Genomic DNA, 14,440 nt, shown 5'->3' with positions numbered 1-14,440 from the left:
AACGTTAGATTACAAAAAACCACCTTTGTTTTAAACTTAAAAAAACTAAACAATCTATCTGTAAAAGCCCATTCCGACACCGCCATCAACGTTTAGAGCGTTTCCTGTAGATTTACCTAATAAACCGCCAACGAAAGCAAAACACGCATTTGCGATATCATCTGGCAATATAATTTCATTTAATAATGTACGTTTTGCATAGTAAGCCGGCAATTCTTCAACCGTGATTCCGTATGCTTTTGCGCGTCCTTCTGCCCATCCGCCAGACCAAATATTTGAATCTGAAATTACCGCATCAGGATTTACTGTGTTTACACGAATTTTATCAGCTCCAAGTTCAGCCGCCATCAAACGTGTTAAATGTGCTTGAGCTGCTTTTGCAGAACCGTATCCAGGATTATTTGGACCCGCTACCACTGCATTTTTAGAAACAATATTTACGATATCTCCACCAAAACCTTGTTTGCGCATTACTTCGATTCCAGCTTTAGAAACAATAAATTGTCCTTTTACCAAAATATCATATAATCTGTCCCACTCTTCTAAAGTATGTTCAGCAATAGATTTAGAAATACTGATTCCTGCATTATTTACTACAATATCTGCACCTCCAAAAGCCAAAGAAGCCTCATCGAATGCTTTTTCAGTACTATTAGGATCTGTAACATTTAATAAAGTACTTGAAACAGCATCTTTACCAAACAATTTCACAAACTCCGCTGTAGCCGATTCTAAACGCTCTTCATTAATATCATTGATTACCACACAAGCACCTTCCTGAGCAAATTTCTTCGCGATAGCTTTACCAATTCCGCCAGCAGAACCTGTAATAACAGCTACTCTTCCTGACAATGCTTTTGGTTTCGGCATACGCTGTAATTTAGCTTCTTCCAATAACCAATATTCGATATCAAATGCTTCTTGGTGCGGTAATGAAGTATATTCTGAAACTGCTTCAGCGCCTTTCATTACGTTTACAGCATTAATATAATATTCTGACGCCAAACGCGCCATTGTTTTATCTTTTGCAAAAGTGAACATACCAACTCCTGGATATAAAATCACAACCGGATTTGGGTCACGCATTGCTGGTGAATTTGATTTTTTGCATGCATTGTAATAGTCTTTGTACATTGCACGATACGCTTCAAATGCTGGCGTTAATTTTGCTTTAATTGCATCAACATCAGACAAATCTTCGTTTGGATCTAATGCTAAAACAAGCGGACTAATTTTAGTTCTTAAAAAGTGATCCGGACAAGAAGTTCCAAGTGGCGCTAATTTTGAAAGATCATTAGAATTAATGAATTCCAAAACTCTTGCATCATCTGTATAATGTCCAATCATTTGGCGCTCTGATGAACAGAAACCTCTTAAAATTGGAGCTACTTTTGCTGCTTTTAATTTACGATCCGCTTCTGAAAGACTTTCGATTTTTTTACCTCCAAAAACTGGGCGTTTTTTTCCGTAATTGCTTTCTAAGTATTCAGCGCATTTTTCGATTACTTCCAGCGTATTAATATAACTTTCGTATGCAGTGTCTCCCCAAGTAAATAAACCATGAGAACCTAACATGATGCCGCGAAGTTTTTTTCCTTTTTTCTCAGCTTCTTCCAAACAGCTTCTTAACTGAAGTCCAAGGTCAAAACCAGGACGTTGCCAACCAACCCAGCCAATTTCGCCATCAAATAATTCTTCAGTAATTTGTTTTCCGTCTTTTGCAGCAGCGATTGCAATTGCAGCATCTGGATGCAAGTGATCGATGTGTTTGAAAGGCAAGAAACCGTGCAAAGGCGTATCAATTGAAGGCGCTTTTGAAGCTAAATCAAAAATACAGTGGTTGAATAATTCTACCATTTCATCTTCAAACTCAATTCCTCTGTAGACATTTTCAAGATTGCGCAATCTGTCTAAATAAAGTGCCGCACATCCTGATTTTGTCAATGTTCCGATATCTCCACCAGAACCTTTAATCCACATTACTTCAGAGCTTTCGCCTGTTAATGGATCTTTATCTGTAATTTTTACCGACGTGTTTCCACCTCCGTAGTTTGTCAATCTTAAATCGGCTCCAAGTAAGTTAGAGCGATAAATAAAAAGCGCTACTTCATCACCAGCTAGTTCTTTTGCTTTAGCGTCATCCCAAAGATAGCTTACGTGCTTAAAATTCATATTAGTTGTATTTATATTCGACATTTGGTTGATTTGATTTTAGTTGATTTTTATAATGAATTTCCGATTCCGACTAAAACAATCGAAAGCATGATTACACCAATTCCCCACGCAAAAGTTCTCATTGTTTTTTTAGAAACTCCTGTCCATTCTTTCAGATAGAATCCCCAGAAATTGGCTGTCAAAATGATGGTCGACATGTGCAAAATCCAAGAACTTGCGCCATTTCCTAATTTGCTTTCCCCCATACCATAAAAGAAAAACTGCAAAAACCACATTGTTCCGGCAATTGCAGAAAACAAGACGTTTTTAGCAATTGGCGTTTTTGTATTTGTATAATCTGAAAAAGTTTTGTTTTTGAAATTAAGGTATAAACACCAAATAAAATTGGTCGTTAATCCGCCCCAAAGTATAATGATATAACTTACATTATTCTGGAACAAAAATTCGCCTTGATTAGGATTTGCTAATTTCCAAGCCTCATTGGCAACATTAGCCATTGGTTTTGCAGCTTCAATTCCGAAGTTAAAAAACGAACTTAAAATACCTGATACTATAGCAATAATAAGTCCTTTTACCAGACTAAAATCTTTGTCTTTATCTTCATGGCCTGTTGCAAAATCCTTTTCTTTCAGCATTCCTGCCTTTCCTAAAATTGCGATACCGATAATACATATTAATACTCCGGCCAAAACCATTTGTCCGCCTGAATTCGCAAACATATCACTGATTGATTCTTTGCCTTCTACTGCATTGAAATTATAGTAAATTGGTGGAATCAAAGCGCCAAAAGCAGAACAGAAACCTAAAGTAATTGAGTTTCCTAATGACATTCCTAAATAGCGAACACCAAGGCCATAAGTAAGTCCTCCTACTCCCCAAATCAATCCCATTGTAAATGCCAATGCTTTAACTTGTGGAGCAGCATTCGCAATAATTTCAGTAAAATTTGGAATAGTCAAATAAGCAGCAACCGGTGGCACAATAAGCCAAGAGAAAAAACCTCCAATAAGCCAATAGCTTTCCCATGCCCAATTTTTTACTTTCTTGAATGGCATATAAAAACTGCCCGAAGAGAAACCTCCAATGGAGTGAAAAATAATACCGAGTAATGATTCCATTTAATAATTTTAGTTTGTGGTTATTGATAGTTAATCTGGTTTTGTAAAATAAGAGAATGTAAAAAAGAAAACTGTCCTGTACTATCCTTTATGATTTTAGGAATTATGTTAAAACCAAAGAATATTGCGAAGAAGAATGGTTTTTAAGTAGAAAAATAAATTTAAAATTTCTATTTTAGCAATCGATTTCGTAATTATTATATCATCAATTTGTAATAATTATGAAAATCTCCAAAAACATAAAATTAGCCTTATTTAATTCTTTCTCTTTGTGAGAAAAGTAGCAATTACAGCACTTTATCGGATTTTTAAGTAAAGCTTATATCCAAATTTTAATTCAGAATTATGCTCGTAAATTTTTCAGCATAATTTTCAATACCTGCAAAATGATTAAACTTATTAAAATTGATGAAGATTCAAGGGTTCCAAAATACAAGCAGATTGTAGATTCAATTTTACAGAATATTGCCAACGGAAATCTAAAAATAAATCAAAAAATACCTTCTATTAACAGTTTCAGTGAGGAGTTTTATATGTCTCGCGATACTGTCGAAAAGGCCTATAACATATTAAAAGAGCGAAAAATCATTTCTTCTATCAGAGGAAAAGGCTATTATATTACCCGAACAAAACTGGAATCAAAGGTAAATGTGCTTTTTCTGTTCAATAAATTGAGTGCGTATAAAATGAAAACCTACAGTTCTTTTATCAATACTGTTGGTGCAAACGCGCATACTGATCTTCATATTTATCATTGTGATGAAACTTTATTTTTGAATCTTCTTGACAAATTTGAAGGCGCTTATGATTATTATGTCATTACAACGCACTTTAAAACTGATGAATTGAAACATTTGAGTTTTACTGATGAAGTTGTAAAAGCGATCGAACGCATTCCGAAAGAGAAATTGGTCATTATGGACAATATCAAACTCGGAATGGAAGGTGAAATCATCAAAATTTATCAGGATTTTGAGAATGATATTTATAATGCGCTAAAAGAAGGTTTATCGAAAATCACCAAATACAAAAGGCTTATTTTGGTTTATCCTGAAAAAGCGGTTTATCCTTATCCGAGAAGAATTTTACATGGATTCAGAAAATTTTGTGTGGAACACGAAATCAATTTTGAGATTCTGAGTGAAGTTTATGATGATATGATTCTGAAAAAAGGCGATTTGTTTATTACCATCGAAGAATCGGATTTAGTGAATTTAATGAAACAGATTCGCGATGAAGAATATATCTTAGGAAAAGAAATTGGCGTAATCTCATACAACGACACGCCTTTAAAAGAATTATTAGGCATCACCGTTATGTCAACCGATTTCAACGTAATGGGCGAAACAGCCGCCCGAATGATTTTAAATAAAGAAAAAGGAGAAGTGAAAGTGCCTTTTAATTTTATTGATAGGAATTCGATCTAAGGGGCTAAGGTTCTAAGATGCTAAGGTTCTAAGTTTTTTTAGCATCGTTTGTCATTTCGAGGAACGAGAAATCACACTCGTTTATCGACACAGATTTTCGCCAGTCTTTGTAGAGTTTCTAGTGTGATTTCTCGTTCCTCGAAATGACAAATCATACGTTCATAAAATACGAAAGACGCACTGCTGTGCGTCTCTACAATAAAACCTCTTGTAAAAAAACCTTAGAACCTTAGCATCTTAGAATCTTAGCACCTAAAAGAAACCTATCTCTTAACTACCAAAGAAATATTCGGTTTTGGCGCTGGTTTCATGTCTTTACCCATATAAAAACTCGTATGCGGAGGCTGATTATATCCTACATTTTGCCAAGCAATACTCAATCTATATTGCGGATCGTGCATTAAAGTATATTGTCTTACATTCGTTGGAATTGTGGTTGAATAAATCCTCAATTCTTTATTGTCTTCTGATCTTAAAATCAGTTCTTCACGCCAATCACCTAGAATATCTGCAGAAAGCGCCGGAGTCGATTTTGTGCCGTTATTTGAAACTGCTCCTGTTGCGGTAAACAATCTTCCTTTATTGTATTTGTCAATATGATTAGAATCCAATAATTCTCTTGAAGTATCGCCATCCCAATAAATTAAAAAGTTAATTGAGTTTGGTGCTTTTCCAACCACTTTTCCTTTCATATCGTATAAATCAGGAGAGCCTGAATACCAAAATTGAGCGCCTTTCAACTCTGGATCAATATTATCTGCAACGCCTCTTCCAACATCTTCATTTATAGAACCTGTAAATAAAACTTTTCCGTCTTTTGCGGCAAAAATTGTAACTCCCGGACCTGTCGTACCGTTTTCAATTTCATGAATTCCAAAGACTTCCAATCCTGGAAGATCAAGATCTAAATCAGAAACATGAATAGCATCTCCGTGTCTGAAACCCGTTGTATATAAACCTTTTCCGTTATCATCAACACACATTGATCCGTAGATTATTTCATCTTTTCCATCATTATCCACATCAGCAACGGTAAGATTATGATTTCCCATTCCAGAATACGGATTTTCGGAATCTTTGCTGTCAAAAACCCATCTCGAAGTCAGTTTGCCGTTTTTAAAATCCCAAGCAGCTAAAACCGTTCTTCCGTAATAGCCACGACACATCACTACACTCGGATGAACGCCATCTAAATAAGCAACACAAGCCGTAAAACGATCAATTCTATTACCTTTTGTATCATTTCCTCCGCTTCCTCCATGTCCGCCCCAACCGGCAAGATCACCTCTTTCGGCAATATAATCAACCGTTGTAACCAGCTTTCCGGTTTTTCCATCAAAAACAGAAAGATATTCTGGTCCTTTCAAAATTTTCCCATAAGTTCCCGAATTCGGATCACGGTCAACCCAATCTTTTGAAGCATCGCCAACAACATTATTCTGACTATCGGTTGTTCCGTCGGCAGTTTTGCAAACCAATTCTGCAATTCCATCGCCATCCAAATCATACACCATAAACTGTGTGTAATGCGCGCCTTCGCGAATGTTTTTTCCTAAATTAATCTGCCATAAAAATTTCCCATCCAAAGTATAAGCCTGAAATATAGGCGGATCTGTAATTCCTGTATGCGAATTGTCATGCGCTTTTCCTGTCATATGCACGATTAAATCGTATTTTCCGTCACCGTCTAAATCACCAACCGAAAGATCATTTGCCGTATATCCTTCAATTTGTTTTAACGAAATTGACAAATAATCTTTATCAGAACTTGAAGCCGGAATCGTAAAACTTCCTTTTGCATCTGATTCTTTTCCTTTCAAAACTGTTTTTACAAACCAAGTATTTTCTTCCTGAGCATTTGCTTTTGTGTCAAGAAAATTTGTCGCTCCCGAAATTGGTTTGTCATTTAATTTAACTGCTTTTTTAGTACCGCTTTTTCGGTATAAATTAAAAGCAAGATTATCAGGATCGGTTCCTAAAACGCGCCAGCCTATAAAAAACTGACTTTTGTCTTTTATGGCAATAACACCACGATCAAGGTTTTCCATTTGCCTTTGTGCAAAAATGGAAACCGATAAAAGTGATATAGTTAATAGAATTATTTTTTTCATAATTGGTTATTTTTATTTTGATTGTAAATTTTCATCCAGATTTGTATTAAGTGTTCTTGTCATTCCGAGGAACGAGGAATCTCCGTGAGTAGCTCGACAAAGATTGATGATTTACTCTATGGAGTTTCTTACGGAGATTCCTCGTTCCTCGGAATGACAAACTAGGCTAAAAACCTTAGCAACTTAGAACCTTAGCATCTCAGAACCTCTAAAAAAATCAAAACATCTTCATAAATCCTTCGCTTTGTACTTTCCAAGTTCCGTCTTTTGGGAAACCCGGATTTTCTTCTGTTGTTCCGTCCCAGCCTGCGCACATCATGGCAACAGCAGTCAACAATCCACCATTTCCTGGCAGATATAACGTTAATCTTTCGGCCTGATAATTATGTCCGTTTTTTAAATAGGTATTTGTGGTCACATTCATAAACAAGGCATCAATAGCTTTTTCTGGCATATTTAATCGTGCAGCAGACATTGCCGTCATTGGGAAATCCCAACCCCAAGTTTTATCCCAAGACCAAGTTTTCCAAACCAAGTCAAACGTATTTTTCATGATTTTTTTATCCAATAAAGAAGTTTCAGGAAGCATTCCGAAAGTTCCTAAAACCGATGGATGATCGGTTTTGAATTCTGGATTAGTATACGAATCTGTTGCGCTTTCTGTAGCCAAATAAACGTCACCAGAAACTGGAAGTTTTGATAATTTAGCCAAAACGGTTTCCCATTTTTCAGGTACTTTCTGGTTTAACCCATGCTTCCATGAAATTGCCGTTTTCAAAGCCCAGTTCCAATAAGCCAATTCATAAGTTGGATTAAAAGTTTCCATCGCCTTAAAGCGTTCTTGCGCCGGAATGACGCCCGGGCCTAAAACATAACGATCGTTTTTAGCATCATAATTTGCAAACGAAGCCATAAAATCAGCGGTTGCAAAAACACGCTCGCTGTATTTTTTCAAGACTATAGCTGTTGGTTTTGCGCGATAAATCAATTCCGCATATGTAATAAAATGTGGTTGTTGCCAAATCAGAAATGAACCTACAGATGACGGACTTTCATTTCCATCAGGATCAGTCATTTTTTGCCATCTTGCACCTTCAAATCCTTGTCTTTTGGCAATATTTTTTGCTTTATCAAAAACTTTTTGATACCACGGAAGGCTTTTTTCTAATAATTCTGATCTATTCCAAAGTGCAAAATGAACACCATGCCACCAGTGCATTTCTAAATGCGGTTTTCCATACCAGCTGTTATACGTCAATCCGGTTTCTTGAGGCGGTACTTTTCCTGTACATTGTACTTTTGTCAAATATTGCGAAAGAATTACTCTTCGTTCCAACTCATTCGCACGTGGATCTGTACTTCCAGAAAAATCAACTGCTGCGCCACTTTTCCAGAAATTTTCCCAACCTTTTACACTACTGTTTTCTATTTCTGCAAAAGATGAATTTTGAATTTTATTATCTGCCAAAGCAAAAAGACAACTCAATTCTAACGTATTTGTATTTGAAGCTTCAACCACAAAATAATGATTTCCAGCTTTTTTAATTTGCGCATTTCCTTTCCAAGTTAAATCAACGTTGTATGAAATACTGTCCATTACATGTGTTACAACAGCTTCTGTTTTTGATTTTTGTTTTAATGTGCTTGTATAATTTTGTGTTCCTTCATATTTGGTTCCGAAATCTGCCCAATCTCCAGTTGGAAATGGAATTCTCAAACTGATTTTTAAGCGTTTTTGCTGTAATAAATCTGATTTTACTTTTACGCCAATTGCATCTTTTTCTTGATGCGAAGCTGTTAAAACCGTTACCGAAGTTCCTTCAACTTCAAAATAACTTTCAATTTCACCCGTCCATAAATTCAGTTTTTGAGAAATTGATTTAATATCTGATGGTTTTGCCTGACTTCCGTCTTTCTTCAAAATTTCAAAACCTAAATTTCCCAATTGCACTAAATGCGGATTCTGTCTGAACCAATTTATCGCATCGACTTTCCTTTTAGGCTCTTTGATCTGAACCGTATACGAAATATTTCTTCCGTATTGTTGGTAGTCTTTTAAAGTCTCAGAAAACTTAAAATTCTCTGTGTTTTTATAACTGTCCCATCCCCACTCTGACTCAGTTCCTAATGGAATTCCGTTTTGATAGGTTTTCGGAAAAGTCTGCAATCCCGTTGCATCGACAGTAAAGGCAAAAGCACCGTTTCCAACAGTCAAAGAAGCTAAAGTATCGATACTCGTTATTTGAACATTATGACGATTTACTAATGCTTTTCGATCGATTTTCTGTTGCGCTGACACCGAAATCGCAAACAGAAATAAAGTAATTAATTGATATTTTTTCATGTTTTGGTTATTTTTTGATCGCTTAAACTCACATAGTTTTGTCATTTCGACGAAGGAGAAATCACACTAGCAGCTCGACAAAGATTGGTGACTTTCTTTGCGGAGTTTCGAGTGTGATCCCTCGTTCCTCGGGATGACAATAGTATGTTATAAAAAATGAAATAGTCTTTCACATTTAATTTTTCTCATTTTACATTTAACAATTATCTAATCATCAAATTGACACATTATCTAATTAAAGTAACACTCATCAAACCAATCACCACATCATTGGCAATTGTTTTAAGTGTCAAACTTTTTAATGTTTTATTTTTATCCAATGACAAATCCAAAATTGTTCCTGCTCCACCGTCAACGCCATAATTTGTAAATCCTTTTATCACTGTGAAATCTTTAAAATCTCTCGAAATTTCTCCGGTTTTTAAATACACTCTTGGCGGTTTTGGAGCATCAGTTGTAAAAGCAAGGCCGTCTATAAAATAATCCTGTTCAATTGGCCACCAGTTTTCTGGGTTTTTCAATGCTAAAATTTCAGAAGTTCCGTCGCTGTAATTAACTGTAATTTCTCCGTTTGTGATTCGGCTTTGCATTGGGTTTGTACTTCCGGCAAGCATAAAATAAGCATGTGAAGCTTTTCCGCCAAGCGGAATATCAACACTTTTCGGATAATTATCCCACATCGAAGTAAAGATTATATTTTTCTGATTTTCTTCCGAAGGTGTTTTGAACGGAATTCCGTTTGACGTTTTGATTTCGCCAGTTTGTTTGGCTTTTTCGCGCAAACCTTTGTCATCAATTTTTACCGAAATATTTGGATAACACCAATTTCCAATTCCTTGTTTTGGAAGCTGTAAAGTCACTGTCTGCGGTCTTGGAGATAAATATTCATTTGTAAAAATGTCCGTAACTTTTGCATTGAAATAAGAAGAAAGCGAAATGGTTTCGGCACGCTGTGATTTCTCCAACGGAACATCCCAGTTTGTAACTTCCTCTGGTACTTTTTTGGCTTTTAAAGTAAATTCAATTGGTTTCCACCAAGAAAAATCACCTTGTTTTAATTGTATAAAAAATGTTTTATTTCCTTCGCCGTTTACAGTCGATTGAAAAGTTCTTTCTGATTTTACAATTTCGCCCAAAATAGCTTGCGGATCATAAACTGAAATAATTTCTCCTTTTCCAATAAGAATATTTAAAGCATCGCCAGAATTATATGAATCTTTAGTAATCATCGTTGTCAAAGTTCCTGCTTTCCAATTAATTACGATTTCATAAACTTTATTATAAGGAACTTCAATACTAATTTTAGGATTTCCAATGCTTTCCGGAATCGCTTTCCACGAAACACTTTTTCCGTTTACTGTAATGTTTTCAATTCCATCGAAATAGGCATTCAGAATTAATTTCAAATTCATTTTTGGTGCAAAATGATTTTCGATCTGATAATTGTCTTGTCTATTTTTTCTGTTGAAAGCAATCGAAATATCAGGAACTTCTAAAAAAGCTTCGTTCCATTCTTTAGGAAAACCGGGCTGAATAGTCAAAACTTCCGCAACTGCATCAGGTTTGATTCCAAAAAGTCCTTCGACCAAAGTTCGAGATGCCATTCCGATTGGGTCTGCAAAATCACGATACAATTCGCCACGCATTTTATCTTGGTACAAAAGCTGTTCAAAACCGCCTGGTGAAGCGCCTAAATATAAACTTTCGATCAAAACACTTTCCCACATTTTAAATGCTTTTTCCGATTGCCCGCCTTGCCAAAAAGCCAACGAAGTATGCAATTGCTCGGCCAAAGCCACATTATTGATTGACCAAGTATACGGTTGCCAATTTGTTGTACTAATTACATAAAGGTCTTTTTTATCCAATCCCTCAGCTGTAACTGGAATATGCGGAATCTGATTATTTACATAATTCAGCATTTGGTAACTCTCAAAAGGATTTGACAATTCTGAATCTATCGTGTGATAAATGCTCCAAATTCCCGGCGAATCATGCAATAATCGGTTTCCTAAAGCATCTTTATATTCGGCAAAAATTCCTTTTTTAGAAAGCCAAAGCTGTTCATTTGAAGCTTTTAAAATTTTCTCTGCTTCCTTTTCGTAAGGAGTTGGATCTTTTTGAATTTTTCTTGCCAGTTCAGCGACCGTTTTATTCGCATAATAATTATATGCTGAAGAATGAATTACGGCGCCACCGCTGTATTGCAAAGCATCGCTTGCCCAAATTGTAGCGTAAGCGTCGTAAAGTCCGTCGTTGTCAGGATCAAAGTTTCTTTTTTCCCAATTCAAATGTCTTTCAATTGTAGGCCACATTTCCTTCAAAAAAGCAATATCACCCGTCCATTTAAAATGACGAAGCATTTGATCTATAAAAACCAAATTCATATCATAATGATGCGCAACTGTATTTTTATTTGGATTTCGGGAAATGTAACCACTACTGAACATTGAAGTTCCTATTTCTTCTTTTTGACGTGCCAGATTTCTTTCTTCATCAAAAACAATCGGACCGTTTTCAGGCGATGTTACCTGCGAATTGCTGTAACTTGTAAAATGTGTTTTTGCTCTGTCGTGCCATCCTAAAGGATCTGCGGTATAAGCGCCACGCCATGCGTTCAAGTACATTCTCCATGCGATTGCACCATGTAGATATGCTGGGTTTTCCCAAATTCCGTCAGAAGCAATTGAAAGAGCGAAACCTAAATTATTAATATAAGGATTGGGAGTTTTGACTTTTACTCTATTCGCTAAAACCTGCGTTTCTTGAACTGATTTCTCATAAAGCTGTGCCATTTCTTTTTGAGAAACGGCCGTTTTTATTTCTTCTGGAGAAAAAAGCCAATACATTGCTTTTTCAGAAATACTGTTTGTTTTTCCTGAAATAACCGGCAAATTTTCTACACTTGAATTATACAATTCTAAAGGCGAATTTTGATTTTTTGCATTCGCCAAAAGCACTTTCGATTCTGGGAAAAAACCAGTTAAACTTTTATTATTTCCGGTTTTTTGTTTGTTGCTTTCAGAACCATATTCGAGTAAAAAAGACTCTTTTTGAAAAGTATATTTATTGCCAAGACAATAATCAGGCTGTAAATAAAATACGGATTCGGGATCAGCGCCAATGTCGCCGTCACGGCTGAATTTCTTTCCCGTTGCGCCACCAAAAGCCCAGATAATATTAATGTTTTTAGAAACTGAATTCCCATAAACTTTTACAATAAAACCTTCTTTTTCTTTTAAAGCGACAACATCGACAAATAATTTTCCTTTTCCTAAAATTGCATCTTCAATTGTATAATGCATTGTACCCAAAACGTATCTTGTATCAATTTTAGAAGCTTCGGTAATCCATTTGCTTTCTTTTCCGTTTGCAATTCCGAGTTTAAAATTTCCTCCCATTCCCGGCATGTACATTGCAAATTCTGGCAAATCTCCAGTTTCAACTCGAAATCCGGTATTCGAACCGTATAAAGCACGATTGAATTTTCGAGTTCCGTTTTTTAAAACAAAACTATTTTCTTCTGGCGCATAATGCAGTTTACGCACTTCTTTATTTTGTCCAAAAGTCAAGACAGGAAATAAAAAAAGCAAACTTAAAAGCGTTGTAAAAGAATATTTTTTTGTTTTCATAAAGTAGTAAAAATGGCAAAATCTAAATAAGAATTAAATAAAATTAAAATAGACTTTTTTTATCAATTCAATAATTATGATGCAATTTCTTTGTTTTTTTGTGGTATACTATCCTGTACCTTCCTGATTTACGAAATATAAAAAGTATATTAATTTTTAGCATTTTTAAATTCTTTTTAACATCATAGTACAGGATACTATATCAAAAATGAACCATTAAGTTTGAAAATAAAAAAATTAAAATCTCAAAAAATTGGTAAAAATCAGTACTTTCTTATCGATGGTTATTTGTTTGGCAATGCCGAATCAGTTCTTTGCAATGAATTCTAATTTGCCTGTCAATAATGCTGTTTATTCTTCTTCAGAAAATAAAAATGACAGTGTGAAAAATAATACAGCATCACAGCTTTTTGTTTTTGGAAATCAATCAAAAAACAAAAAAAACATTTTAATAAACAATGCATTAGTTTATAATGATACAAAAGGTTTTGGGTTTGATTTTAACTCGGCTTCAAATGTAAAAATCAATACGAATTCTTTCTCGATTGCAAAACCTGTTTACTTTTCAGTTGCCGTTCCTGAAGGAAATTATCAAGTTGAAGTTACTATAGGAAGTACCGAAAAAGATTCAAAAGTGACCATAAAAGCAGAATCAAGACGATTAATGCTTAACGAATTTGCTGTAAAAAAAGGACAAAAAATCACTCAGACTTTTAATGTTAATGTCCGAAATATCAAAATAGACGATCAAACGAATATAATTTTAAAAGATCGTGAAAAAGAAATTTTAAACTGGGACCATAAACTGACGCTTGAATTTCTTGGAGAAGTTTCAATTCAAAGTATTAAAATAACTAGAAAAGACAATTTAACTGTCGTTTATCTCGCAGGAGATTCAACCGTTACAGATCAAGATGTTGAACCGTGGGCCTCTTGGGGACAGTTTATTACCAATTACTTTGATCAAAATATTGTGGTTGCAAATTATGCTTATTCTGGTTCTTCATTAAGTTCATTTAAAGGAGCAAATCGTTTGAAAAAAATACTTTCTGAAATCAAAAAAGGAGATTATCTATTTGTGGAATTTGGTCATAATGACGAAAAAATAAAAGGCGAAGGCAATGGTGCTTTTGGATCTTATTCGACTTTATTGGCTGAGTTTGTAAATTCGGCTAAAGAAAAAGGTGCGATTCCGGTTTTGGTTACACCAACACAGCGTCGATTTTTCAATGAAAATGGAACTTTAAAAGAAACACATGGCGAATTTCCTGCTGCAATGAGAGCAGTTGCACAAAAAAACAATATCGCTTTAATTGATGTTACAAAAATGACAACCGAATTGTATGAAGCTTGGGGCGACGAACCTTCAAGAAAAGCTTTTGTACAATATCCTGCCAATACTTTTCCGGGACAAGAAAAAGCATTAGATGACAATACGCATTTTAATGGATTTGGAGCCAACGAAATTGCTCTTTGTCTTTTAAAGGGAATTCGTGAACTTGATATTCCGCTAAAAAAACACATCAAAAAAGAAACACCCGATTATAATCCGAAGAAACCAAATTTCATTTCAAGCTGGACTTTACCTATGAGCGCCCGATTTGAAATTGTTAAACCAGATGGTAATTAACCA

At 35.2% G+C, this 14,440-nt stretch carries 7 protein-coding genes; 2 read left to right on the top strand and 5 right to left on the bottom strand.

Annotated features, from left to right (window positions below; all coding sequences use genetic code 11):
* Positions 1-54: 54 nt before the first annotated feature.
* Together ACNFIH_RS21825 and rhaT are read right to left on the bottom strand one after the other, a co-directional pair.
* Positions 55-2,196 carry a bifunctional aldolase/short-chain dehydrogenase gene (locus ACNFIH_RS21825; RefSeq protein ID WP_426484777.1) on the bottom strand — a complete coding sequence of 714 codons (2,142 nt, stop codon included), beginning with the start codon at positions 2,194-2,196 and terminating at the stop codon, positions 55-57.
* 26 nt (positions 2,197-2,222) lie between these two features.
* Complete coding sequence (gene rhaT / locus ACNFIH_RS21820; RefSeq protein ID WP_426484776.1) at positions 2,223-3,293, bottom strand: L-rhamnose/proton symporter RhaT; 1,071 nt, start codon at positions 3,291-3,293, stop codon at positions 2,223-2,225.
* A 386-nt stretch (positions 3,294-3,679) separates the two neighbouring features.
* On the opposite strand from rhaT, the gene ACNFIH_RS21815 reads away from it, so the two are divergent.
* Positions 3,680-4,720 (top strand): GntR family transcriptional regulator, encoded by a 1,041-nt coding sequence (locus ACNFIH_RS21815; RefSeq protein ID WP_155102371.1) that lies wholly within the window; start codon positions 3,680-3,682, stop codon positions 4,718-4,720.
* 263 nt (positions 4,721-4,983) lie between these two features.
* On the opposite strand, the gene ACNFIH_RS21810 is transcribed toward ACNFIH_RS21815, so the two are convergent.
* From ACNFIH_RS21810 to ACNFIH_RS21800, 3 genes are all read right to left on the bottom strand, one after another.
* Positions 4,984-6,831: a rhamnogalacturonan lyase gene (locus ACNFIH_RS21810; protein ID WP_426484775.1), complete on the bottom strand. Its 1,848-nt coding sequence runs from the start codon at positions 6,829-6,831 to the stop codon at positions 4,984-4,986.
* A gap of 217 nt (positions 6,832-7,048) precedes the next feature.
* The gene (locus ACNFIH_RS21805; RefSeq protein ID WP_426484774.1) at positions 7,049-9,175 is read right to left on the bottom strand and encodes a hypothetical protein; all 2,127 of its coding nucleotides are present in this window, start codon (positions 9,173-9,175) and stop codon (positions 7,049-7,051) included.
* 227 nt (positions 9,176-9,402) lie between these two features.
* Complete coding sequence (locus ACNFIH_RS21800) at positions 9,403-12,807, bottom strand: DUF4450 domain-containing protein (RefSeq protein ID WP_426484773.1); 3,405 nt, start codon at positions 12,805-12,807, stop codon at positions 9,403-9,405.
* Between the two features lie 253 nt (positions 12,808-13,060).
* Between ACNFIH_RS21800 and ACNFIH_RS21795 the strand changes: the two genes are divergently transcribed.
* Positions 13,061-14,437 carry a rhamnogalacturonan acetylesterase gene (locus ACNFIH_RS21795; RefSeq protein ID WP_426484772.1) on the top strand — a complete coding sequence of 459 codons (1,377 nt, stop codon included), beginning with the start codon at positions 13,061-13,063 and terminating at the stop codon, positions 14,435-14,437.
* Positions 14,438-14,440: the final 3 nt, after the last annotated feature.

The organism is Flavobacterium sp. 2, from assembly GCF_049949195.1.
GTDB lineage: Bacteria > Bacteroidota > Bacteroidia > Flavobacteriales > Flavobacteriaceae > Flavobacterium.
This window is presented reverse-complemented; position numbering and strand designations above follow the sequence as displayed.

Excerpts from the sequence above, each read along its gene's own strand:
- ACNFIH_RS21815 (WP_155102371.1), top strand. The coding sequence starts at position 3,680 with ATGATTAAACTTATTAAAATTGATGAAGATTCAAGGGTTCCAAAATAC.
- ACNFIH_RS21810 (WP_426484775.1), bottom strand. The coding sequence starts at position 6,831 with ATGAAAAAAATAATTCTATTAACTATATCACTTTTATCGGTTTCCATT.
- ACNFIH_RS21825 (WP_426484777.1), bottom strand. The coding sequence starts at position 2,196 with ATGTCGAATATAAATACAACTAATATGAATTTTAAGCACGTAAGCTAT.
- rhaT (WP_426484776.1), bottom strand. The coding sequence starts at position 3,293 with ATGGAATCATTACTCGGTATTATTTTTCACTCCATTGGAGGTTTCTCT.
- ACNFIH_RS21800 (WP_426484773.1), bottom strand. The coding sequence starts at position 12,807 with ATGAAAACAAAAAAATATTCTTTTACAACGCTTTTAAGTTTGCTTTTT.
- ACNFIH_RS21805 (WP_426484774.1), bottom strand. The coding sequence starts at position 9,175 with ATGAAAAAATATCAATTAATTACTTTATTTCTGTTTGCGATTTCGGTG.